The sequence below is a fragment of the Paraburkholderia sp. CI3 genome (genome assembly GCF_050436505.1).
Classification (GTDB): domain Bacteria; phylum Pseudomonadota; class Gammaproteobacteria; order Burkholderiales; family Burkholderiaceae; genus Paraburkholderia; species Paraburkholderia tuberum.
Window position 1 is genome coordinate 3,974,501 of sequence record NZ_JBNDMI010000004.1, and the last position, 23,293, is coordinate 3,997,793.

The following is a 23,293-nucleotide window of genomic DNA, read 5'->3' on the forward strand; positions in this document are numbered from 1 at the left end:
GCGGGCTGCAAGGGCTCGCACGTCGCGTCCAATTGAGGTGACTTTTGACTTTAGACAATCCCGCGAGCAGCACGTGGAAGCTGTTTCGCGACCGTCCTTTTCCACGAGTTCAGTTGCTCGGGGGAGGCAATCCCGAAGAGCGCATCCGCGCTTTAGATAGCGTCGGCAAATGCGATGTGCTTGTGGTGCCGGGCGGCCTGCCAGATATCGTTCAGGCGGTGAGCGCGCTTTCTACGCTCGGTATGCCAGTGCTCTACGTGGCCGGTTTGGATGAATATCGCAGCCGCGACGGGAAACAAGTGGTGGCTGCAGGCAAGCTGGCTGCCTCGGGCACAGCGGTCCACGTACTCGACCAGGATACAGTCGTTTTAGACGGCGTCCGATATCTTGGGTGCACGTTCTGGTCGTCGCCGGAGTGTGCCGGGCTCGGAGTGAGAGACTGGGCGCAGGACGTTGACGCAGTGCTCGCTGAAGTCGATACGGCGGTATGGCTGAGCGACGCTACCAATGCGGAGCAGGCGAGTGCGATTGCCTTTGTGCATCAATGGGCGTCTGTCACTGGCGAGTCAAAGGCGTCGGAAGTTTCGGCTCGTCGTGCGTTCGCTCTCATAGAGAACCGCCGCGCCATCGTCTGGCTTGCCAATGAGCTGCGACAACGGTTTGATGGACCGACGGTCGTCGTGACCCACTTCGCGCCTGAGTTACGACCGCAGGCGTCGGGCGCGGGCAGGTCCAAGCAAAGTCGCGTGCGCTCATTGCCGCGTCAGCATCCGGGTGCGGTCGACCTTTGGTTGCACGGGCAAACCGAAACCACGACAGATGTGGCTATCGAAGGGACGCGCGTCTTCGGCGGATTCGCAGACGAAGATGCCGGCCTGGACGTTAGCGACCTGCTCGACAGGGCGATGAGCGCGGCGGCAACGGGCAAAGGGCGTCGAAAGCAGGTGCCGAACGAACCCAAGCGTATCTTGAGCCCGGTAGTCAACTTTGAAGACGGGCTGCGTGCGCCGCTTTCTAGCGAAGCGGCGTCCATCGTCGCAGACATGAGGCAAGTGCATAAGAATGTGGACGCCATCGTTCCGCACACAATGACACGAAGCTCAACTTTGCGAATGTGCGTGCGCCGGACGATACACGATGAGATGCAGCTATTTACAAAAGCGGCCTGCGCAGCATACGAATTGGAGCGTCAAATCTACCAGCCGGCCAACCACCTTCAGTCGTTGATTCTTACGTCACGCGCAGACTATACGGTCCCACCTGGCTACCCCTCCAAAGATTCTCAAGATTCTGGATTCGACTACTACGAGCTTCTCAACAGGATGGCGGCGCACATCGACTCGGTGCGCGGACTAGCTGGCCACGCAGCCTGGCTGCTCAATCAATGGGCCAAGCGTGCAGGTGCAATTTTGCGGGAACTGGACGCGCGTGGAATCGGGGCGCGTGCGGTGGCGCCGCCGGTGCAGGCAATTCGAATGCCGAAACTATGCGAGTACATCGAAATCCATGCTCAATGCAATGCGGTGGAAATTGAACAGCTTCGGGAGCGTCTCAGGGAGATGTTCAATCGCGATGAGGAATGGCCGTTCATCACGCGCCTTACTCGCGTTGCACAGTTTTCCGAAGACGGCATGAGGCCTCTTGACTTGCCGACGGTGCTCGATTCGCTGGGCCACGCTGGACGGTTCGCAGTTACGTCGCAGGCCACGGGTTGAGACCAGTGACATAAGGACGCTGGTCAGAGGTACAGGGAAACGATGACAGTCTGGAACGTAGCTTCGATTGACGACCGGCCTGAGCTTGAACTCGTTCGCTGGCGAATCATGCGGACGAATCTTGGCGACATGCATTTCGTCGGCTGCGAAACGCTTGGCCACAACGGACGAGTCAGCTCGACCATCACGGACTTCGACCCGGCAGTTGCGCGCGGGTTCACCCGCTCCGGCCGTGTGTATCTGCTTTCAGGACCAAGCGGATTTTATCCGGCGGCGCAGTACGTCTGGACGCGATGGTGCGAGGTGAACAAGGTGTCAGCGTTCGTTGATATCAGCCTGGATGCGGTACCTAAGTCGAGAGACAGGATAAGCAGTTGAACGGGAGACGGCAGCCGTGCCTCAACCCAATGGTCGTCCACGCTAGCGACGGAACGCGAAGCTTGTTTAAGGGTGTCGCAAAAACATGAGCGAATTATTACAGAGCAATTTGAATCCGGACGCGCCAACACTGTACATCGGATTTTCTGGTGTCTTGCACATCGGGGAAGGGGTGTCACGAACGAAGGCAAGGTCGCTCTGAATTCTGGTCGAAGAATATTTGAGTTTGCTCCGCTTCTCGTTGAAGCACTTGGCTCGTTCCTACGTGCGGAAGAACGGCATCGGTTCCGCGTAGTGCCGGCAAGCGCTGGGCTTGCAGCACCCGGCGCACTAGAGCGATTGCGCGCGTGGCTTTTCGAGAATGGGAAGCTCGATGAATCTGTCGAATGGCCAATGTGAAGCTAGCAGGGCGAGGACGGGGCTTCCCGGCTTACCAACGCTGACCAGCAGCAGTCCTGGCGGAGTACAGCGCTATGCGAAAGTCGCGATTGCAGGACCGAGTGATTCGCTCAATCCGACGGCGGAGAAGCGTTGTCGTGCTCAGGTCGGAGCTGTTGAGTTTGGGAAGCTCGTCACAATTAAGCCGAGTGCTCCTACGACTGGCCGGAGCCGGAACGCTGGCGCGCGTTAGTCACGGTGCGTATGCAAAAACTCGAGTTAATCGTTTTACAGGACGACTGGCACCAGCCGCCCCTTTCGAAACAATCGCGGCGGAAACGCTTCGGAAGCTACGCGTCGAAGTGACGCACGGGACTCTGGCTGCAGACTACAACGCTGGTCGGACTACGCAAATTCCTATGCTTCCAATTGCCAATACGGGGAGGCGCCGGATTGGCAGGCGAATACAGGTTGGCAGAAAAACTTTGTTGTGCGGGCGACCGCATGCGAAAGCGCGTAAGGGAGCTATGCGATAACTTCACACGGAGTCGGAAATGATTGAAGGAGCTGACTCGCAACCAGAGACGCTCGTGCAGACAGAAGTAGCCGTGTACCTGGGCGACTGCACGGGCGACAGGTTTCAGCTCGTTTGCGATGGAATGACCATCGAGCCCGAAGGGAGCTTTGAGGAGCGCGCATTACTTGCGCTCGAGCGCCCGTCGCCGCGGGGCCCATATCCAGTTTCTGCTCGCTTTACGGCTTTCGTCCACGAGGCGCGGCTTGACGGCGATGCTCAGGAGGTCGTGCTTTTCACGACGCGCATCGACGTCGCATGCATGGGCACGCTGGCGAACGTGAGTGTGCAGCGTGGCCAATCGCTGGTTGACTTTGCGCCTGTCTCCTTCACGATAGGTGATGATGTCATTACGATAGCTCGAGCGGTCTTGAGGGCTCTTTCATGAATGACAACTTGCTGCTCGTGTGGCGAGAGAACTGGCCGCTACTTGCGATTCCTTTGGTCGCAGCTATGGTCGGCTATGCAATCGGTCGACTGCTTAGGGGGCGAAATGGCTGACACTAAGTCGAACATCGAACTGCGTCCCATCTATGCGGCGCAAAACATCCTCCAGCACATTCTAAAAATTCGTAGCAAGGCGCTCAAGCGAGTCTGTCGCTGCCGTAAGAAGCACACAGCAACAAGAACCGCAGATGAACGTCATCTTTACTTTGCCGCCTGTCGTGCCACTACCCGCGAGTACATGGATACGAGATTGTCTCCAGTGGTCAGCTTCGGCGGACGCGACTTGATGTCAATTTCTGATGTTGCGCAGTTGCTCAATGTGAGTCCAGGATATGTCCGCAAACAGCTAATGCGAAGACACGCTTTGCGTCCAGTGGTAGTGCGCCGCGGTCGCAAGCTCGTGCTGCGAGCAAAGGCCGAAGCGTACAGGCTCAAGCGGCGCCGTGCTGCCGGCAGAGCACTTCACGAGATAGCGCTTCTATCGCAAGAAGTCGGTCTATATGAAAAAACGAAGCTGGTCGAACGATAGCAACGTGAAGGAGGCCAGTGATGACTGAGCTCGACGGCGGTTTCCCGATTGACCCGAACACGCCGACTCTGTATATGGGATTTAGCGGTGTCTTGCATTGCGGTGAGGGCATGGTGGACGCCTGCGGAAGCGTGACGCTCGATTCCGGTCGCCAGCCATTTGAGTACGCGCACTACCTCTCCGAGGCACTCGCGCCGTATCCAGATTTGCGGCTAGTTCTGACGACGAATTGGGCCTGGTGGTTCGGTGACGCAGACACTATAGCGCTGTTGCCCAGCGCGCTTAGGCGAAGAGTTGTCGGCACTACACGCGAGTATCCCCCGCGCTTCGGCGAGCTACAAAATGGCTCCGGGCGTACGTGGTCCATCATCAGACATGCTGGCGCGCATAGGCTTGGAAATTGGCTTGCGATTGGGGATGATTTTCGCGGCGTGCCGCTCGATTTGATGTCTCGTTTCTTCGTCGTACCAAAAGATACCGGGCCCGAGACACCTTATATGCAGCAGTTGTTCCATGCATGGCTCGCGTCAATCGTGACGGAAGGTCGGGCATGAGTAACAGCGGCTGGGAAATCGCCATGAAACACGTCGACGATGCCTTTGACATACCTCAGTTTTTGGCATCATCCCTTGTGCGCAAAATCGCTGCGAATGACTTCCGGCTACCGCCGACGGAGCGCGTTAAATTTCAGCGGCTACCTGACGAGGTGATTGCTCGCATAGAAGAGATTGTTCGCGACGCTTACTTTGAAGCCGGCGAGGATGTTGGCGGCGACATCTTGCCAGAACATCTTTGGCAGCAAGCGCTTCGAGCGCGTCGCGCAATGATTGCGAACGGTGAGTTGGTGGCGCCCACCGATTTCAAGAAGCAAATCGGCGTAAGCGAGAAGCGACTGGCGGCCCTTCTAAATGACGGCAGCGTGTTCGCCGTCGAAGTCGACGAAGTACCATACATTCCTGCTCTGCTTGCAGAACCGGCACACAATCGTGAGCGGTTGCAGGCAATTTGCCGAATCATCGCACCCGCGCCACCGATGTGCCGCGTCGATTTTCTTACGTCACGGCGAGAAAGCCTCGGCGACCGCAGCCCACTCGACATGCTTGAGAGCGATGATGATTTCAAATCGCTGAGACGCCTAGCTGAGGCGTGGGCCGCAGAGTGGTCGCGAACCGCCGTCAAACTTTATGACGGCGAGCATGAGACCGAGCCGACAGACATCGACGCGCTGTACACCGCCATTGCGGAAATTGACCCGCGCAGACCGCTTTGGGAGCGTGCGTCAGAGGCGCTTCATGTACACGGGTACCAATGGCCGCTGGGTCCATATCCTGACGTCCGAAGATTTACCCTCTTTGTTGAGCGACAGACAGTTGGAGATGCTACGCCGATACCCGAAGCTTGCGTGCAAATCCTCGTCGTCGGCGAGCTCATTCGAATCCGAATCGTAGCTGCGCCTGGCACTCCGCTCAACTCGCAAAGAATAGCGGCAGGCAAGTACAAGACGGTTGTTGACGTAGCGAAGCAAGTCATCGCTTATCTTCGCAAGCACTAAGCGCAAGTCGTACGACCAGATATTTTCCCGATTAGAGGAGCATGCTTCATGCTGCAAGTCACCACTGAATTGTTGCCGTTTGGCGACCCTGACACCGCGACGCGCAAACACCTCGGGAAAGTCGAAATCGTCAACGTGGGCGGTGACCGAGCGCAAGCGTCGTATGAAGTCCGCGTTTTTGACGAGGCCGGGGAACAAATGGCGACGGGTCATCTCGAGAACTACCCTCGATTTGCGACCACGGTGGGGGACCTTGTCGCCCGGGGTGTCGCGACGGCTCTTGTAGGCAGAGAAGAACTTCCGCCGCGGCCCTTAACAAAAGAGACGTGATGTTGAGCAGTGCAATTCGTCCGCGCAAAAAAGTGCGGCGAACGTTCTCGTACTCGATAGCTAGTCCCGACTTTGCGTAAGCTAGATGGTACTGGCATGAGCGTCTACGACGTGAGCCACGTATCGAGGTCTGTCAGTTGATAGAACGCATTCGACCGATAGCAATCAAAGTGACCGTAAGTGAGAACGCGTTTTGCATCTCGCTTAAGGACGGACGCGTATTTCGAGTTCCGATGCGTTGGTTTCCCCGATTGCTAGCAGCGACACCCGAGCAGCGAAGCCAAGTTCGAATCTCTGCATTTGGCGCAGTGCTGCGCTGGGACCAATTGGACGAGGACATCAGCGTCGGCGGGCTGATGCGTGACTATGAGCATCTTCTTCTTGAAGAGACGTTGAGTTCACGCATACCCAACGATTTTCCGTGGGATACAAGCCCCGCATCACTCGCTGGCGCACAGCCGAAGCTCGCCGGCCGGAGGATTGCGGGCCGGTTCGTTGTCGGTCTAACCGCGCCCGAACGATTTGAACGCTGGGACGTATGCGAAGACCTCGCACGGCAGCTCGTCCCCAAAACACTTAAAGACGCAGCCAAATTTCCCCAGCATTCGCGCGAGATAACGCTAAGGCGCATGAGGCGCGCTATTGAAGGCAAAGGGTGGGTCAGCGTCGTGGAGGCGGACTGGCTTATTGAGCGGCTGCGAGTGTTGCTCGGCTGGTGACACCAAAGGCGTTGGTTGCCTAGACCTACTGACATAACGAAGCCCGCGGCAACGCTGCCCGCGGTCTGGTCGGCCACTGGTGCCCAAAGAAGCTCATAGCAATGCCGCCGGGCTTGTAGTCTTACTGTGTCACAAAATTCATTTGCAGCAAGGTGATACCTGGTAGTATTGAATAATACAGACTTCGGGCGATCGCGATGAGCGCAGATGTCGACGAATTTGACGCGTATCTGAATCATCTGGGGCAGGCGTTAGGACACGCCGATCGTCATGCCGGCCTCAAGGGCTATTGTTCGGGCCTGGTGTTGCCGCTGTCGCGCAAGAGCGTCGAGCCGATGGCCGCGCACATTGACCCACTTCACGCGAGTGCGAAGCACCAGTCACTCCATCACTTTGTGGCCAAGGCAGAATGGTCTGCCCGGGCGGTCCTGCAGCGGGTACGCGAATGGGTGATGCCAGCGTTAGACGCGCACGCTGCTGAAGAAAGCGGCTACTACTGGATCATTGACGACACCGGCTTTCCAAAGAAGGGACGTCATTCGGTCGGGGTGGCACGTCAGTACTGTGGGCAACTCGGAAAGCAGGACAACTGCCAGGTTGCAGTGAGCCTGTCGATCGCGACGCAACGCGGCAGCCTGCCGATTGCCTGGCAGCTGTATGTCCCCAAGGAATGGATTGACGACCGGGAACGTGCCCGTCGTGCGGGCATTCCCGACGATCTGGCCTTCGAGACCAAGCCTCAGATTGCGCTGGCCCAGCTTCGCGAGGCTATAGCATCCGGCATTGCACCGGGCATCGTGCTGGCCGATGCTGGGTATGGCGACGAAACCGCTTTCCGGGAGGGCGTAACGGAACTGGGTTTGTTGTACGCGGTAGGGATCCGGCCGGGCACCTCTGTGTGGGCACCAGGTACGGCGCCGCTTCCGCCCAAGCCCTGGAGCGGGCGCGGCAAGCCACCGACATTGTTGCGCCGTGCGCCCGGCCACGAGCCGATCGCCGTGAAGGAACTGGCCATGCAATTACCCGTAAGCGCCTGGCAATCCGTAACCTGGCGCGAAGGCAGCAACGCAGCACTTTCCTCGCGCTTTGCCGCCGTACGGGTTCGTCCCGCACATCGCGACTATTGGCGAAGCACCGTTCGCGACGAAGAGTGGCTGCTTATTGAATGGCCTGATGGCGATCCGGAGCCGCTCAAATACTTTCTCACTACCGCCCCCGAGGAGGCGACACTTGAGCAGCTTGTGTTCGTGACCAAAATGCGCTGGCGCATCGAGCGCGACTATCAGGACCTGAAACAGGAGTTCGGGCTCGGTCATTATGAAGGGCGAGGCTGGCGTGGCTTTCACCACCACGCCACACTGAGTATCGCTGCGTATGGGTTTCTGATGGCTCAGCGACTCCGGATGCAATCAGATGGACGCGATAAAAAAAACTTCCTTGAACGCGCGCTGCCTGCCCTTCCCCCGGATTACATCCCCCGGGGCAGTCCAGCGCGCTCAACGCCACGTTCCTGATTCCATTACTACGTTGCGCATTCTGCTTGGACTAAGGCTCATGCAACGATGGCTCTCTTCCTGTACGGCAATAGAGCGCGCAACTAATTATGTGACACAGTAAGAGTAGGAACGCGTTGCATTTCAGAAAGCGCCCAGCTGGAGCTGAGACATGACAGTGGACGAAGTGGCGCAGTACCTGTTCGTGAGTCGAGCACATGTGCTGCGACTACTTCGACGCGGCGATTTGCACGGGACTGTTGGCAGTGACGGTGAGGTCGTTATCGACGAAGAGACCGTCCGCCTCTATCGAGCGATGCAGGAGGCTGCAGCGAAAGAGTTCTTTCGCACGCAGAGGGAAGAGGACGAGCCGCCCGGGTTGTGAAAACAAACGTCAGCGCTTCCATGCGTGCCTCCCGACAGTACGACAACCGTGCGCGTCTGGTAAGGTTCGAGTCTCTTCCGCTGCATACCGAAGACCCATCGGGTCTCGCGGGCCAACGCGTTCAATGTATGGCGGCACCGTTCAATCATGAGCCTTGGCGCCCGCAGACGCAGCGCCTCGACTGAGCGCGGGAGACGTCTCGGTCTCGTGAGTGAACACGCGGCTGAACTGTCGCGGGGTAACGTTCGCCGCGTCAGCTAGCTCCTCAACCGCCGGCGGCGATACAGATTCTTCCGCGCGTGGTCGAGAGCAGTTTGAATGCGGTCCGACTTGGTGCGAGCTCTAGCAATTCCCAATGCTGCGTCTGCTCACCCGAGTGACGCTGGTACATAATCAGCCGATGCGTAGCGGACCGCACGATGGATACGCGGTTCGGTTCTTCCATGGCACGAAGCCGGATTGGTCGAAGATTGGTCGCCCTGCTGTTCTGGAGCAGTGTTGTGTGAGCTAGACTGTTCGGCACGAACGCTTGACCGCACTCATGTTTAAACAAGTCGGGCGCCGCCGTCCAGGTTCAGCGTGATGCCGTTCATGAAACCGTTGGTCATGAGAAAAACCACGCCCGCACCTGCCTCGGCAGCAGTGCCCAGCCGATGCAAAGGCAGCGTCTTCTTGAGCCCCTCGACGAACCCGTCTCGGGCATCGCCAAGCGTCTTCCGCAAAATCGGCGTATCAATCGGACCGGGCGACAATGTATTTACCCGAATGGGCGCTAACTCGAGGGCGAGACCACGTGAGAGCGCTTCCATCGCAGCGGAAGCGGCCGCAAGGACAGCCGTCCCGTATGCGTTCGGCCGGTCTGCCAGACTGCCCGAAATGAAAGTGACCGAGCCGTCCTTGCTCAAACGGTCGCCCAAAGCGCGGAGTACATGTACCGCTGCCCAGATACGTTCTTCGAATGCCTGGCGCAGATAGCTCTCGTCAGCTTCACGAAGCTTGCCGGCGACGAACGTTCCTGCTAGCAGCACTAGATGGTCAACGGACGGAATGTCCTTCACTGCCAGTCCCAACGCCTTCGCGTCCGTAACGTCCGCCGCGCGCCAACCCGCAAAGCCATGTTTCCTTGCAGCAGTTTCTGCGGAGGCCGCACTGCGGCCAACTACGATTACATGGGCTCCCACCTCCTGCGCCTGAATGGCGGCCTCCAGTCCAATGCCGGAAGTGCCACCGAAAACAAGGACTGTCTTTCCGGCAAGTTGCGTGGCTTGGCTGATGGTGGTTGCCTCGTTCATAACGTTCTCCGTAGATGAGCGCCGGGTCGGCGTCGTTGAAGAGAAGCTTAATTTGAGACGGCGTGCTTGATAATAGGCCTACTTATCGCTTTAATAGTGCCACTATGGAACAATTCTCTGTTGAGAGGCTTACGGGTCTCATCGCGTTCGCCCGAGCGGCCTCGCTCGGCAGCTATACGGCTGCGGCCCGTTCGCTGGCGGTCTCGCCGTCCGCTATCAGCAAAAGCGTGCAGCGGCTGGAGCAGCACTTCGGTTTGAAACTTTTCAGCAGGACGACGCGGTCCTTGACTCTCACTCCCGAAGGGCGCGACCTTCTCACGCGCACCCAACGACTGCTCCGGGAGGCTGAAGACATAGAACAGGCTGTGGCCGCGGCACGTTCGGAGCCGGCTGGGACCATCAAGATAACGGCACCGCTTCCGGTGGGCGTCCACATCCTAGCCGCGGCCTTGCCGGTATTCCGCAAGCGCTTTCCTAAGGTGAGCATCGACGTACGGCTCAGTGACCGAGTGGTCGATTTGATTGAGGAGGGTATTGATGTTGCCATTCGGGTCGGTGACCCAACTGACACGAGGCTGATTGCGCGCCGGCTTGCCCCGCATCGCATATGCGCTTTCGCATCCCCCGCCTATCTCGAAGAGCGGGGAATCCCCGCTCACCCTAGCGACCTTCAGAACCATGATTGCGTAAACTTCAGATACCAGTCGACCGGACAGGAGGCGGTCTGGCCGTTCCGCATGGGGGAGAGGTTGCTGGAGTTCTCTCCGCCGTCAGGGCTCACTATTGACCTGAGTGACGCTGTGGCCGCAGCGTTGGCAGCCGGTGCCGGCGTCGGCATTTCAGCAACCTACATTGCGGCACCCTTTGTGAGGCGAGGTGAACTTGTTCCCGTGCTGTTCGAGTATGCGCACGACCGATTTCAACTCCACGCCTTATGGCCCGAAAGCCGCAGGAGCAATCCGGCGGTGAAGGCGTTTATCGCTTTTCTACAGGAACTGTTTCCCTCACCAACGCCTTGGGACGCTCTCGTGGAACGGCACGCGCATGCTGGAGTAAGGTGAGGTGAAAGCGTGCTCGGACAACAATAGAGGACCTGAAATGCGCATCTACCGGCTTGGGGCCGGGAACAGCGCCATTATCCTGACAGCGGGTCTAGTTCCGCCCTGCGCTGGAGGCTTGCGCAGCACCGGTGCCGGCTTCGCGAAGTCAAGACACAATCTGCGCGCTATGGCAGAACCCAAGTCCGCCGGCCGGACATCGTTGCGGCAGGGCAGACCGCGAGCTGAAGACGTCACAAAGTTTTTCTGCAAGCAGCGTCCATTCGCCTGCGAACTACGAAGAGCTTGAGCCAGGCCAACGCATCCGACAGACGTTGGTCAGGTACATCTACAATGGCACGTCGATGTGTTCGACACAGGTGTCACGGCGATGAGCAACCCACTAAACTTGGACCTGCGCGCTCGCGCCGAACTGCTTGCCTATCTCGTTGCACCCCACCTCCTTGCGCGACAGATGACGGGCGAATGGCTGTCGGTCGGGCATGTCGTGGAGTCAACAGCTCTTTGGCTAAAGACGAACGGTGGGGGAGCTGATGTGATGGAGCGGGTGATGCTTTCGGCCCGCGCTCACGATATCGCTCGAGGCCTCGAGAAGACATCGGGCTCCGCAATCGCGCCGGGTTCCGTGACGGCTTTGTTCTGCGAAAATCTGTGCCTCGATTTCTGCTCGCCCGTTGCGAGAGATATTTACCAGCACTGCCTCACATATCTGGTCAATGTCGGCTGTTTCTGAGCCGGAACTTCCCGCAGTCCAGGAAAGACGCTTTTTGCGCCTTTTAACTGTTGACGTGGCGACCATGCCCGCAGCTGGCTCATAGGGGAGTTTCATGTGGCGCCGCGGCTCTATCGCAAAGTCTGCATCATCGACAATGCCCTTTAGCGGCACGACGTAGGCCGGCCGGCGGGATGCAAGCCACTGAGCGATGACGTCGTCGCGAATCCAGGTCCGCACCCAGCCTGCGGCTAATGTAAGAAAAAGCAGATTGCCATCATGTTTGGCCCGCAGGACATCCGCATCCTCTTGAGCCGCAGCTAGCCTGTGGACAATGCGTGCAAGTTCACCGCTGCAACCAGGGCTTCGTTGACCCTTCATCTCGAACATTAACTGGGACGGTTGCGATATGTGCGCGTTAATCAGCACCATCTGCGCCTCAATATTGTGGCTTGATTTGAGCGGTTCCCACTTTTCAGGAACCTTGGTTAAGCGAGGCCTCTTCCGTAGGTGAGCCATCGTCAGAGGCCTGGTTGGCCTTGCCAGGCTCTGTGTGGCCTGCCATCAGCGTGGTTGGGTAATTTCACGCGATTCCGCTCCTTTTTTGACGACAATCGCCCGGTTACCGCCGGCGCGCTGCGCAGCACAGAACGGGTGCCTCGTTGTTCACTTTCGTGCATCCGACAAGCGCAACTGCCCCTGACCAGAACCAATAGCCAATGCAAAATGGGCAAAAGCCCGGTTATCGGTCGTTTGCTCAATTTGGCATGCAACTTGCCTCTCAATACGCGGTGCTATCAGTAACCCTAGTTTTAGCCGCCGACTCGACGGGTTGATGCAAACGCCTGGGCCATGTTCGTTTTCTTCGGGAGAGCTACCACATAAGCATCCACTTTCAGCAGTCAGAAACCGCAGGAGGGCTTCATGTTTCGGTCCACGCCAGTAATTGCCAGCAAAACAGTCGGCGGCGAAAAAATTCACGCTGAATTTCTTAGCGATACGGGCCGACTGCGAATTATCGGCGGCGTAACAGTGCGGGCAGAATGGTTTCCGCCGCATTCCTGGTTTGCCATTGCATCTGTTGCGGGCTACAGCCGATGGGGTACGCGGCCGGACGAGACGGACTTGCTACGGCTCATCGAAAACTTCATGCGGTTACCAGGACGGCCGGCTCTATGAACAGAGCTGTGAGCGCAACCGGCGATTGCGCCTTCCGACTGGCCTTAGGTAAGGCTCTTCCTGCACCAGCGGTGCCGCGAATTTTCAGTCTAGGAAGCCGACAAGGGGGCAACGGCCTTCGGCACCTGACGTAGCGACTACTTGCGAACATGTTGCCGGGCGCGCAGACCATGAGCCTTCTGGCGCCGGCAAACTTTCAAGCATTACTGCCCAGTTTTTTTAGACATAGCGCTGTCGTCGGGAGTCATGCCGGGCATATCGATATGAGCCGTGTCCGCGCTCTTGCTCATGTCGCCAGGAACCCGGTTCCAGGGGCTCGAGACGGGCTCGCTGTGGTACGTCATCCCTGCGGTTGCAGCACCGTGAGCGCCGCCGCTGCCATTTCCACCGTTGCCATTCCCGCCAGCCTGCGCAAGCGTCGCGGCGCACGCGCAGAGTGACGCGACAGCGACACGCGCGAACAGAACTTTCGTCGCCAACTTTTCCATGGTATTTCTCCTTTGATGCAGGCGCGTTCGTCAGCCACGCCAAAGTCTCGTATGCCGCTAAAGGCTGACTGGTTGCGCAGCGGCAAATCGCAAGCAGCCACTCCAATGCAAACAGGGCGCGAGGCATGCGAGTGAGTCGTGGCGCGGCACCGAAAATGACAGCGTTACGCTGGATTCGAGCGCCTGACGCCGAGTGCTTGTCCTATTACTTCGGCATCGGAACTTTGTCTACGACCATGATGACGCCGTTGCTCTGGGTGACGTCATAGGTGGAAATGTCGGCAGTGTGGCCACTGGCATCCATTACTACGATGTTGTGCGGACCGTTCTCGCTGAATGTCAGTTCCTCTCCATTGACTGTCTTCAGTTCCGCCTTGCCGCCGCCAGCCTTGATGGCCTGGTCGAGCTTGCGGAAGTCGTAGCGCCCCGGAATGACGTGGTACGAACTCCGTCTGCCACGGGCCGGTACCGAGCGATTTCCGCTCGTCATCCTCCACCCACGTTTTACTTGTCCTCCGCCCACGCGCAACTTGTCCTCCACCCACGTTTTGCTTGGCCTTCACATACGGAAAATGGGTATCCACTTCCGAAAACTGCGCTGCAGGCAAAACGTTTTCTCGGTCGAGCACCCCGGTAATCTTATAATCTTTAATCTGTGTAATGCCCTACGCGTGAGCGGCGAGTCTCCCAAGATTGGCTCGTGATAGCGCTTCTGCTGAATTCCCTCGAATTTGCGTGTACCGCTGCTCATTTCCGGGCGTAGGGTTTATGGCAGCCAGGACGAGCAGTTGGCGCGAGAGCATCTCTGCTGTGAAGACGACGCCTGTTCTAAGGGCGCCGGTCATATAGTTCGAAGTCACCGCACCTCAGCGACTCCCTGGCTGCCCTATGCGCAGTCTCGAGAAAGCTATTACAGCAAATTCGCTGTGCCGCGATTCGCGCTCCTCCGTGCCATTAGTTCACGTTTTCTTGTGGTCATTGTCGTAGGCGCCTGCTTTCGGGCTCGGAGTCCTGTTGCGCGACGGGGGATATTCGTCGAGTATCCTTTCGTGTGCGCTGGGTTCTGGATTCGTCGAAGTTGGCACACTCGCGGCCAAGTACAACGACGAACCTTGAAGTGCTCATGAAAGAGCTATCAGCAACAGCGTCTATTTCGCTCTTTGCGTCTTAACAACGCGAACAGTGCCGACAACAACGCCGAGCGCTGCGGCGGTTGCACCCGCGGACTAAGCCTACGTGAGCGCCACCTTGCCCGGAGGCTCCAAAGAAGCGCCATGAGGAGCCGGAGACGAGGAGGCCTATACCATTCTTGAAGGCAGGGTGCTGAGCCTGTACCAGATTTCGCCGGTTCAGCGCTTTCACCCGGAGGGACGATTCGCAGAAGTTGGCGCTGAGGGAATTGTCACTGAGAAACAACAGGCTTTGCTGCGACAGGACCCGCGACCTTTCCAAGCCATAGAACGAGGGCAAACTAGAATGCTCGAAGCAACGTTGGACAATGTGCGAGCGGCGTTGATGGGCTTTGCAGTCCAGCACGACGCGCTCTTTTCGCTGTTGCTGGTCACTCCTGCGGCCATCGCCTATTTTTCTTCATATTTAATCGTCCGCTACCGTGCGCGATTCACCCCTGTCTTCATGCACGGACGCACGGCTGTGTCGACTGGACTCTTCGCGCTGTTCCTGACGGCCAGTGACCTTTACGCGTTGCCGCGTGTGCTGCACACCCTCTCGTTCGAGACGATGTGCGCGGCCATTCCGTTCATGATGCTCGTGCTGGGCGCGTGCTGGGGTGTATTCGTGGCAAGCGTCATGGCGTGGTGGCATAGACGGCCGGTTGTCCGCTGAATCCGCTTCTAGCAAAGACAAACTGACAACTTCAGCCCGCTCCCTGGAATGCTGGAAAAGGGTCTGGTCAAAGCGAGCAAGCGGCGGCTGAACCTCGGTCACGTCAAGCTCGTCGAAAAGCGCTACAGACATCCCGTCGCTCAATCAGGCGCACATTTCGGCAAGCTCACGGATGAGCCCTGCAGCATCGTTCCTACCGAACCGTCCATCCGGTTGCGCACCCAGCCGGAGACGCCGGGCGCTTGAGCCCGGCGTACGCACGCTATCCCGATAGCCGATGCCCTGTACCTGACCGCGTACTCGAACGAGCCGAGTCTCAAGCATCCCATCTTCGTCGTCAGCGCCCATGCGAAGTCCTTGAAAGAATGACGAGGTGTGTCTCACTGTCTCTTCAGGGAGACTACGGCTGGCACAGCGGCCAAATTCGCAGCGTCGTGAGGCGAGCGGTGTTTCCTAAAACCTCTCCACCCATGGTCGGAGTTCCACCTCCCACGTCCACGCGCTGCGGTGCTGACGATGAACGTGAAGGTATTCCCGCGCTATCGCGTCAGGGTTCAACCATTTGTCGTCCGTGCCGCCATCGTCTGATTGTGCCCAGCTACTGGCAATGCCGCCGTCGATAACAAAATGCGCAACGTGGATATTCCTTGGGGCAAGCTCTCGCGCCATACACTGGGCCATTCCCCGCAGGGCGAATTTTCCCATGGCAAACGGTGTCGAGCCGGCTAGCCCTTTCACACTTGCCGTAGCACCGGTCAGCAGGATGGTGCCGTGGCCGCGGGCCAGCATGCGCACGGCTGCGGCTTGCGCGACGAGAAAGCCGCCGAATGCGGTGACCCTAACGGCAGCTTCAAGTCTCTCTGCCTCGATGGCTTCAACTGCCGCGCGATAGCGGCCACTCGCGTTGTAGACAACGAGGTCGGGGACGCCAAAGGCGCGCTCTACCTGGTCAAAGAGTGCTGCAACCTCGTCCGGGCGACTGGCGTCGCAGCCCACGGCCACGCCATGCGTCTCGTCGACCAGGTCGGCGAGCTTGCTCGTGTCGCGGGCGGCGAGCGCGACCTGCATACCCTCCGCCGCAAACAGGCGAGCAAGGGAGGCGCTCAATCCCTTTCCTGCGCCCACAATCAGCGCTGTCTCGGTTCGATTCACGGTTCCTCCGAATTCAACAGGGACCAGAGTAGCTACGTATGCCGTGCCGTTAGTCCGTTTCCGCACATCCTAACTATTTAGCGGAGGGGATTGCGGGATGGACGCTTCGTCATATTGTCCGCCGGCAACATGCCCGGCAAGGCCTCCACAAAGAAATCTGCCTGCAATGCAGCCCCAGCCTGCACGTCGTACTGTGCAAAGTCGCGCACACCGGCTGCCAGCAGAACCTCGTCGTCGAGGAAGAAGTTTCCCGAACACTCCCTGGCCTGGCGCGTCAGGATATAGTGGGCCGCGTCGGCAACTATCTCAGGCTTGCGACACGCTGCAATCATGTCCTTACCACCAATCTCATTTCGCACAACCGCGGTCGCGATAGCTGTTCGAGGCCACAGCGAATTGACTGCGACACCTCGGTCCTTGAACTCCCCGGCAAGCGCTAATGTGAACAGGCTCATCGTGTATTTTGCAATGGTGTATGCCGGAAAGTCGCTAAACCATTTTGCGTCGTGGACCAACGGAGGTGACAGCGTGAGGATGTGCGGGTTCGGCGAATTGAGGAGATGCGGCAGGCACGCTTGCGCGCACACGAACGTGCCTCTGCCATTGACCCCATGCATCAGGTCGTACCGTTTGACGGGTGTGTCTAGCGTGCCAGTCAGTCGAATGGCGCTGGCATTGTTCACGAGGATATCGATGCCACCGAACATCTCAACGGTCTCGGCAACCGCGGCTTTCACGCGTTCTTCGTCGCGAATATCCACAACAAGCGGGAGCGCCCTGCCGCCCGCAGCTTCAACAGCTGCAGCCGCCGTGTGAATCGTACCCTCGAGACGTGGGTCTGGGTCGGCGGTCTTTGCGGCAATCACGACATTCGCGCCGTCGCGGGCGGCTCTGAGTGCAATGGCGAGTCCGATGCCGCGACTGCCACCAGACATGAATATGGTCTTGCCGGCAAGGCTCATAGTCGTCTCCTGAACACTCCCTGTAGCATACGCTGCTGCCGTCATCACGCCGTTGCCGATGTAGACGTCACTCGTGAAGGGGATGGCGTACGTTACTCATCTCGTCGTGAGTCGCAGACGCTGAACCCGTCGTTCGCGCGTGGCTTCCTTCGCTTGTGTTTTGTGTGGTGCAACTGCCGACCTTGCCAAGCGCAAGATGCTGCCAGCACGCTATGAGGCGCATCGCGCAGACTTGTTGGCCGCGGCGGGAATAAGTATTGGCGTGGTACGCAGACGACTTGACGCCAGTGCTAACCGTGACTGGCAGCGACCCTGCAGATTGGTGAGCGAGTCCACCAACCGTGACGGTATCGCTAGCCGCGAAAACCCGGACCCTGCGGCTGACAACACGGCAGCAACGGGAAAAGCTGTGTGTTTCATGAGAGGTTTCCTCATCACGCGACGCCGGCTTGCGCTGCGTTGACTGCATATATGGAGGCCCCGGGCAGCTGGATGCGGGGGGCGACAGGTGTGTCGCTGTTTCCGATGCCAGGCGAGCGACCAGGCGCGACTGTCGCCCCTGATTTGCCGATTGTCGATTCCGCTGTCAATCACGACCTTGGCGTTCTATAACATAAACGCAGCAGCGGTCTTATTGGTCAATGGGCGTACAACGTCCTGTCACCGGCGCACTCATTGCGCATCCTTCTGCCCCGCCCGGTACCAGCCTCGCGTCATTACCCAGGTAGTCATCGAATAAGTCCGGCTTTGGGCACAAACGGTGCCACAAGCCAGCTTCGCATTTGCTCGGCTAAACGGCGTCGGAGACGACGCTGTATGGCATTTGGTGGAGCGAAAGCAGGAATCAGCAAGGCGCGAGAAAAGGTCTAATGCAAGCATCGCGCGCTCGTGGGGATGCCAATCCCCTTGTTATTCCGGGGTCGTACTATTCGCAACCCGTTGACGAAAAAGAGGTGACGAGATGAAAGTGCAACTTTTAGCTGTAGTCAGTGCAGTATCCCTGCTCGCTGTGACCGGCGCCGCCCACTCGCAGCAAATGCAACCGTCGGGCACAACTGACCCGTCGTCTGCCCAGCAGCCCATGACAACTGCCCAGCCGGCCACGACTATGGACCGCACCCCCGACCTGGGATATGGACCCCAGCCCGGCGGAAGCAGCGGCAGCGGCAAAGCCAGAAACGGTGCCGCGTGCACGGTGGGCCTGTCCTGCGATATCTATCAGGGCAGCTAGCCACGCAGGCCCGAAGTGGGCTTCGCACGTCCGAAATTCCCGTGTGGATTTCGAGTTCGGAGCACGCGAATAGCGAATCTCATGCGTGGAAAACTCAACGTAGATTAAAGGAGCCAACGTGAAATCATCACTGATGGTCGCTTCTGCTGCCGGGTTGTTTGTCATGGCCGGGTATGCGCATTCGCAAGGCGCGCCCCAAGTCCCTCAACCCGCCCCACAGGAAAACGCCGCGACTCAAGCGACCGACCCCAGTGCGGGGATGGAGGCATATGGCGGTATGCCCGACACGAAGGTACAAAGCGGCGTAAAACATGCCAGGCCGTGCAGGGTAGACCCGCAATGCAACGTTTTTTTCGGAGGGAGCTAAAAAACGGACTGACGGTGGGCGGGCCAGGAACGGAAAGCACTGGGTGCCGCGTCTCGAGGGGGAACGACATCCTTGGTCGGGCTTACCGGTTTCCCTTTCACTCTTTAAGGGTCGGGCGCGTCCTGATAGGGGAGGCGCATCGACATGCGAAACGCGCGCCGGCTTCAAGAGCGAGCGGAATGGAGGTCACTACGAGAGTTTGAGCGCCGGGGCGCCTTGAGTTCGGAATAGACGCCACGAATTGCATGCGCCATGACGTAGACCTCGATTCGGCCCAGGGCCAACCGCTTTTCTTATGCGCACCCCCTGAACGGGCGGCGCAGCCGTGACCGATGCCTCGACCGGACCCGCTTCCTCCACTGCATCGTGCAACGATTCGGCCCCCGCCTCCTTCCTCACCCGGGAAGCCCAGTCACGAACCACTTCTCCTTCTTCTGGACGTGAGCGGCGTACGCCTTCCAGCCGTCAGGGTTGCCCTCAAAAAGGTCCTGCTGAACGGTTGACGCAAGCGCATTGCGGTTGGGCTCAGTATCAAACAGCTCCCTTGGCCACAGGAAGAACGCGCTGGCGACGCCCGCGCTGAACTCGGCCACCGTCATCGTCGGACCAAGCGCCTGGAGGAACCCGAAGTCCTGTGACAAGTTCTGCTCCTTTGCAAGCTGCAGCACCAGCGCCTCCGGCCGACCTGTCCTGGCTAAACAGCTCAAAACTTCGAGCATGTCCCCGAGGTGAAGCAGCAATTCGCGTCGGTCAAATCGGTCGTCCATTGCAGCTATCCCCGCTCGTTGCGGGCCTGGCGGGAAACGGTCTGTTCCGGCGCAACACCTCGCCCCGGCGACTCCTGTCCCGGCGCGTCTTCGTCAACCATTGCGTCATCGTCCTCTGACTGCACGAGTGGGGGAGCGCTGTCAGGCACTGGCGAGCCAGAGGCGTTCGGGGCGTCTCCTGGCCGTTCATCTTTATCATCGTCGCGGCGCACGTCGCGCGTCTGTCTCTTTCGTTGATTCGTCATGGTTTCCTCCGTGAGGGAGGCAACGACCGGATGTACTGGGTCTGCCTGTGCGACTATCTGGCGGGCGGCGGCAGCTTCGCATGCTGCCGGCCGCGGATAGAACTCTTAAATGTCGGTTACGTCTCTTTCGCTAACAGCGCGGGGCGCAGACCAGTACGGGTCCCGGTTGTAATACTGATGGACCGTGGCACCCTATTGCGCATCCGCCATGGATGGCCAGTGGTCCTTGTCGAATCCAGGCTCGTTTTTGATTTGTTCGGCCGTTATGTCGACGAAGAAGCACTTCTCGTCAACGTCCAGTGTCAGCGCGCTCCAGGGAATCGCGTGCAGGGTGCCGCCCATGCCGAGGAAGCCACCCTCCGAGAGAACCGCATAAGCAACACGCCCCCTGCGCACGTCCAGCATGACGTCGGATATTTTGCCGATATCTGCTCCGTCCGACGAGACCACCTTGTTGCCATCCAGAGTCGACGCCGCCATCACCTCCTGCCCCGGCCCCGCACCCACTCCACCGCCGACAATATTCGCACCGGCACCGCCCGTCCGCGACGGGATTTTGGGGTCGTGGATTGTCATCAGCAATTGTTCTGGCCGGAAATCGATGAGGATGTCAACATCCCCGCGTTGATTTCATTCCAGTCCGGGAGAGCGGCGCGCCAGTGTGGTTCGCCAGAGGGAGTGTTCTCGGCTTGGCGCCCGGGTGACTTTGCTGACAGTGAGTCCGGGTTCAACTGCATGCTCACATCGCGGGGAAATCGCGGACCAATGTCAGCGGTGCATCATCCGCCTCGCGGCCGACAACCTCTCACGAAGGCGCAAACCCCATTCAATTCCGCACGTTATTTCTACCGTTTCTCGTGTCCCTCCAGGATGCTGAGCAGCTTTTCTAGCTTGATACGTTGGGCAAGCCCGAGCCCCGGCGTTGCGTGGATTTCGTGAAGACGACGTCGCCAATAGGTCTGGGCAAATATCGAGTGCGTCCCCTCCGCCGCCAGTGCTTTTTCTAGATTGGAAATCTCTGCGTCTGCGTGCCGGAGAGCGTGCCGGTTTGAGGCGCTCAGGCCCCATCGACGAGTTCCCCTACTCATGTCGGCCTCCATCGCGAACTGTGCTCCATGCTCCGTAACGCAAAAGAAGTGCCAGGCCGACACTCTTTCCGTGCATCGCCTCCATGGCGACGAGGTATATCTTTTGCGCCTTAAGTTATTTTGAACCCATCACGCCACAAGGGTGACGGTTTATGAAGGTCATTCTATCGCGCGAACGAGTGCGAGCGTTTGCGTAGACTGCACAGCTTCGGCATCCCCGACACGCCAACGGAGTCGTCGTTTGATGCGATAACGCGCCTGGCGGCAATGTCGTTGCCTGCTCCGATGGGCGCTCATCATCGACGAAAAACCGGTAGTCGCGCATGTCGGCCTGGGCGATGCAGCCACTGTCCGAATTGGCACAGAATACTGCGAGCGAACCGTCACGTGCATCCTGCAAGAAGGGGGGCGCTCCTGTGCGCAGGCACGTCGACCTCCATCACTTACCGCGCTGAGTCTTTCGCCAGATTGGATGCTAGGTCGGTACGTGTCGTTCGTGGGTAAGGGAAGCTGTCTCGCCGTGCATCGTCGTGCATGACTGAGGCGCCTTGTATGGCGCGCCGCTCTATGCAACGCAAAGCACAAGCTGACGTTGCACGCGTTGCCGGGACCAAGCCTTGCTACACCTCGAGCTGAACCTGCGGGCGGCTAAATCGACGCTCTCCGAAAATCAGGCAATCATCAGCACGGCGTTGTCAACCAAAGACCCGCAGGAGCTGTTCGCATTGCAGGCAAAGCGGGCGCAAGCCGCCATGGAAGAAGCACAGTCGTACTGGCGGCATGTGTACAACATCATGTTCAGCGCCCAGGCCGAACTGGCCACGAGCGCTGAGGCCCAATTCAGGCGGCAACAGCGGAATACGCAAGCGCTTGTCGATACGGTCGCAAGCAATGCTCCGGCGGGAAGCGAACCCGCGATGAACGCGTTGCAATCAGCTGTTACGGCCGCCAGCGAGGCGACGGACGCACGGGAAATTGCCGAAGACAACATTGAGGCAGCAACTTCCGCCACAAACAAAGCGACCCAGCAGGCTTGTTGAACAGGTCAAAACTGCGCGGAAAAGATAAGTGTTATTCGACATGCCCTGTCCATGTTGGTAACTGCCTGCCGCGCATCCCTTCGGCTTCGGTGTTCTCATCGTAAGGGCCCCGCCTGAGCGGCGTGCGCGGCGCGTGGGTGGGCATCCGGACGGCATTCCAGCCGATGACTTATTCAGGGCCCGCGATGACTCGCGCTGGCGCGTACGGGCGGGCTGCTCATAGACGGCAGAGGTAAGCGGTGGCGCATACACAGGCGGGCGCCACATAAACGGCTGCCGGAAACCCGATAGTTTGTCCCACATCGACGTGAGCCACCGCTGCCCCTGAAAGTGCAAGCGCGGTGGCTCCAAGGCCTAATGAAAGCGTCAGGTGTGTCGCTTAAACCTTGCCGAGTGCTGCATTCGAGCTGCATTAGCGTGCGGTGAGTGTGCAGGAGAGGGGGCTGCCGCGCCAGAGTGCGCATGAACGACCTCAAGGTATTCCAGCGGAACCCGCTCAAGCCGTTCAGGCCGCCGCTCACCATCCACCGGGAATTCGACGCTTACGTGCTTTCCCGTGGGCTCATGCGCTATGACCTGCCCGACCCGACCTCGAAACCGGCTTGCCGAACGGTCGTCGAGTGCACTCAGGCGAGCAGCAGTGAATATCACGGAAATTTTTTTTCTTATCTGGGACACAAGAAGCTCCTTAATTCCATTGTTCAGAGGATAGGAAACAGGCGTAGGTAACGCAAGGCAAAAAAGAGGTCCCCACCCAAGCCGTTTTGGCATACGGCGGCTCTCGTGAGGGTGACTTCTGCCTCCGCCGCCAAGGTACCGGGAGCACCAAGCGTTGCTGTAGGCACGGCAAAGAAAAAAATCGACAGCCCGCTGCACGGCAGGCCGCCGCGGAGCGCCAGCTATGCGAAGGGGCGTTGCGAGGGCGGCATTTTCGGATACGGAATGAGCGTCCGTTGTCTGTTCTATCGCCTGCCTGCCGTTGCAAAGCGACGAATCAGCGGCCCTAGGCACGGGCCTTGCGGCACTTCGTTCGTCAGCAGCAGTCGCTTTCACGACATCCCCTCTTCGGAGGTGAACCATGAAACTTAACAATAGGACGTTTTGCGCTTCGGCTCTCGTGATGGCGCTGGCGGCAATCACATACGCGCACGCTGGCGGCACTGCGGGCGGGACGTTAAGACCGGGGGTCGGTTCGATGACAGCCCCGAACGACAGTGGATACGGTTCGCAGGATGTCACACGCGGTGGCGTCGGTGCGATGCAGAGCAGCCCTCCGACCGGACGTTCTAACCGGGGGAAGGCCAATGGTCTGAATATGGGTACCCGTAGCGGCGCGAACAGCGACGTGAACAGACCACGGTACGGCC

23 protein-coding genes and 4 pseudogenes are annotated in these 23,293 nt (G+C 58.9%); 18 read left to right on the forward strand and 9 right to left on the reverse strand.

Going from position 1 to position 23,293, the window contains the following annotated elements; translation table 11 throughout:
- Positions 1–44: 44 nt before the first annotated feature.
- The 11 genes from OKW29_RS39700 (at position 45) to OKW29_RS39750 (ending at position 8,500) form a co-directional block, all read left to right on the forward strand.
- On the forward strand, positions 45–1,715 hold the full coding sequence (locus tag OKW29_RS39700) for a hypothetical protein (protein WP_429294714.1): 1,671 nt from the start codon (positions 45–47) through the stop codon (positions 1,713–1,715).
- Positions 1,716–1,757: 42 nt separating this feature from the next.
- On the forward strand, positions 1,758–2,093 hold the full coding sequence (locus tag OKW29_RS39705) for a hypothetical protein (protein WP_429294715.1): 336 nt from the start codon (positions 1,758–1,760) through the stop codon (positions 2,091–2,093).
- 473 nt (positions 2,094–2,566) lie between these two features.
- Positions 2,567–3,007 carry a DUF6088 family protein gene (locus tag OKW29_RS39710; protein WP_429294716.1) on the forward strand — a complete coding sequence of 147 codons (441 nt, stop codon included), beginning with the start codon at positions 2,567–2,569 and terminating at the stop codon, positions 3,005–3,007.
- Positions 3,008–3,025: 18 nt separating this feature from the next.
- On the forward strand, positions 3,026–3,433 hold the full coding sequence (locus tag OKW29_RS39715; protein ID WP_429294717.1) for a hypothetical protein: 408 nt from the start codon (positions 3,026–3,028) through the stop codon (positions 3,431–3,433).
- A gap of 105 nt (positions 3,434–3,538) precedes the next feature.
- Positions 3,539–4,021, forward strand: coding sequence for a hypothetical protein (locus OKW29_RS39720; RefSeq protein ID WP_429294718.1), 483 nt, complete (start codon positions 3,539–3,541; stop codon positions 4,019–4,021).
- 20 nt (positions 4,022–4,041) lie between these two features.
- Positions 4,042–4,575 carry an HAD domain-containing protein gene (locus OKW29_RS39725; RefSeq protein WP_429294719.1) on the forward strand — a complete coding sequence of 178 codons (534 nt, stop codon included), beginning with the start codon at positions 4,042–4,044 and terminating at the stop codon, positions 4,573–4,575.
- Positions 4,572–5,573 carry a hypothetical protein gene (locus OKW29_RS39730; protein ID WP_429294720.1) on the forward strand — a complete coding sequence of 334 codons (1,002 nt, stop codon included), beginning with the start codon at positions 4,572–4,574 and terminating at the stop codon, positions 5,571–5,573. Before OKW29_RS39725 ends, OKW29_RS39730 begins: the two co-directional genes overlap by 4 nt.
- 48 nt (positions 5,574–5,621) lie before the next feature.
- Positions 5,622–5,903 carry a hypothetical protein gene (locus OKW29_RS39735; RefSeq protein WP_429294721.1) on the forward strand — a complete coding sequence of 94 codons (282 nt, stop codon included), beginning with the start codon at positions 5,622–5,624 and terminating at the stop codon, positions 5,901–5,903.
- 170 nt (positions 5,904–6,073) lie between these two features.
- On the forward strand, positions 6,074–6,622 hold the full coding sequence (locus OKW29_RS39740) for a DUF2442 domain-containing protein (RefSeq protein ID WP_429295015.1): 549 nt from the start codon (positions 6,074–6,076) through the stop codon (positions 6,620–6,622).
- A gap of 197 nt (positions 6,623–6,819) precedes the next feature.
- Positions 6,820–8,136, forward strand: coding sequence for an IS701 family transposase (locus OKW29_RS39745; protein WP_429291470.1), 1,317 nt, complete (start codon positions 6,820–6,822; stop codon positions 8,134–8,136).
- 151 nt (positions 8,137–8,287) lie between these two features.
- The gene (locus tag OKW29_RS39750) at positions 8,288–8,500 is read left to right on the forward strand and encodes a helix-turn-helix domain-containing protein (protein ID WP_429294722.1); all 213 of its coding nucleotides are present in this window, start codon (positions 8,288–8,290) and stop codon (positions 8,498–8,500) included.
- Between the two features lie 101 nt (positions 8,501–8,601).
- On the opposite strand, the pseudogene OKW29_RS39755 reads toward OKW29_RS39750, so the two are convergent.
- A pseudogene (locus OKW29_RS39755) lies at positions 8,602–8,915 on the reverse strand (GlxA family transcriptional regulator); the annotation flags it as partial.
- A 130-nt stretch (positions 8,916–9,045) separates the two neighbouring features.
- Positions 9,046–9,792, reverse strand: a complete 747-nt coding sequence (locus OKW29_RS39760) for an SDR family oxidoreductase (RefSeq protein WP_429294723.1) — start codon at positions 9,790–9,792, stop codon at positions 9,046–9,048.
- Positions 9,793–9,896: 104 nt separating this feature from the next.
- Here OKW29_RS39760 and OKW29_RS39765 point away from each other — a divergent pair, with 104 nt between their 5' ends.
- The 3 genes from OKW29_RS39765 (at position 9,897) to OKW29_RS39775 (ending at position 12,741) form a co-directional block, all read left to right on the forward strand.
- A complete protein-coding gene (locus OKW29_RS39765; protein ID WP_429294724.1) occupies positions 9,897–10,853 on the forward strand; it encodes a LysR family transcriptional regulator in 957 nt (318 codons plus the stop codon).
- Between the two features lie 367 nt (positions 10,854–11,220).
- A complete protein-coding gene (locus OKW29_RS39770; RefSeq protein ID WP_429294725.1) occupies positions 11,221–11,583 on the forward strand; it encodes a hypothetical protein in 363 nt (120 codons plus the stop codon).
- Between the two features lie 903 nt (positions 11,584–12,486).
- Positions 12,487–12,741: a hypothetical protein gene (locus OKW29_RS39775; RefSeq protein ID WP_429294726.1), complete on the forward strand. Its 255-nt coding sequence runs from the start codon at positions 12,487–12,489 to the stop codon at positions 12,739–12,741.
- Between the two features lie 203 nt (positions 12,742–12,944).
- On the opposite strand, the gene OKW29_RS39780 is transcribed toward OKW29_RS39775, so the two are convergent.
- Both OKW29_RS39780 and OKW29_RS39785 read right to left on the reverse strand, forming a co-directional pair.
- Positions 12,945–13,229 (reverse strand): hypothetical protein, encoded by a 285-nt coding sequence (locus OKW29_RS39780; protein ID WP_429294727.1) that lies wholly within the window; start codon positions 13,227–13,229, stop codon positions 12,945–12,947.
- A gap of 205 nt (positions 13,230–13,434) precedes the next feature.
- Positions 13,435–13,674: pseudogene (locus tag OKW29_RS39785) on the reverse strand (fasciclin domain-containing protein); the annotation flags it as partial.
- 1,031 nt (positions 13,675–14,705) lie between these two features.
- Here OKW29_RS39785 and OKW29_RS39790 point away from each other — a divergent pair.
- Positions 14,706–15,074, forward strand: a complete 369-nt coding sequence (locus tag OKW29_RS39790) for a hypothetical protein (RefSeq protein WP_429295031.1) — start codon at positions 14,706–14,708, stop codon at positions 15,072–15,074.
- 66 nt (positions 15,075–15,140) lie between these two features.
- Here the strand turns inward: OKW29_RS39790 and OKW29_RS39795 are convergent.
- The 3 genes and pseudogenes from OKW29_RS39795 to OKW29_RS39805 form a co-directional block, all read right to left on the reverse strand.
- Positions 15,141–15,422: pseudogene (locus tag OKW29_RS39795) on the reverse strand (acylphosphatase); the annotation flags it as partial.
- A 105-nt stretch (positions 15,423–15,527) separates the two neighbouring features.
- A complete protein-coding gene (locus OKW29_RS39800) occupies positions 15,528–16,226 on the reverse strand; it encodes an SDR family NAD(P)-dependent oxidoreductase (protein ID WP_429294728.1) in 699 nt (232 codons plus the stop codon).
- Between the two features lie 77 nt (positions 16,227–16,303).
- Positions 16,304–17,188 (reverse strand): SDR family oxidoreductase, encoded by an 885-nt coding sequence (locus tag OKW29_RS39805; protein WP_429294729.1) that lies wholly within the window; start codon positions 17,186–17,188, stop codon positions 16,304–16,306.
- 139 nt (positions 17,189–17,327) lie between these two features.
- Here OKW29_RS39805 and OKW29_RS39810 point away from each other — a divergent pair, with 139 nt between their 5' ends.
- On the forward strand, positions 17,328–17,651 hold the full coding sequence (locus OKW29_RS39810) for a hypothetical protein (protein ID WP_429294730.1): 324 nt from the start codon (positions 17,328–17,330) through the stop codon (positions 17,649–17,651).
- Between the two features lie 1,530 nt (positions 17,652–19,181).
- Here the strand turns inward: OKW29_RS39810 and OKW29_RS39815 are convergent.
- Together OKW29_RS39815 and OKW29_RS39820 are read right to left on the reverse strand one after the other, a co-directional pair.
- Positions 19,182–19,553, reverse strand: coding sequence for a hypothetical protein (locus tag OKW29_RS39815; RefSeq protein ID WP_429294731.1), 372 nt, complete (start codon positions 19,551–19,553; stop codon positions 19,182–19,184).
- A 350-nt stretch (positions 19,554–19,903) separates the two neighbouring features.
- Positions 19,904–20,374, reverse strand: a pseudogene (locus tag OKW29_RS39820) (PRC-barrel domain-containing protein).
- A gap of 1,129 nt (positions 20,375–21,503) precedes the next feature.
- Between OKW29_RS39820 and phaP the strand changes: the two are divergent.
- Together phaP and OKW29_RS39830 are read left to right on the forward strand one after the other, a co-directional pair.
- Positions 21,504–21,926, forward strand: coding sequence for a TIGR01841 family phasin (gene phaP, locus OKW29_RS39825; protein WP_429294732.1), 423 nt, complete (start codon positions 21,504–21,506; stop codon positions 21,924–21,926).
- Positions 21,927–22,388: 462 nt separating this feature from the next.
- On the forward strand, positions 22,389–22,655 hold the full coding sequence (locus tag OKW29_RS39830) for a hypothetical protein (protein ID WP_429294733.1): 267 nt from the start codon (positions 22,389–22,391) through the stop codon (positions 22,653–22,655).
- Positions 22,656–23,293 lie beyond the last annotated feature (638 nt).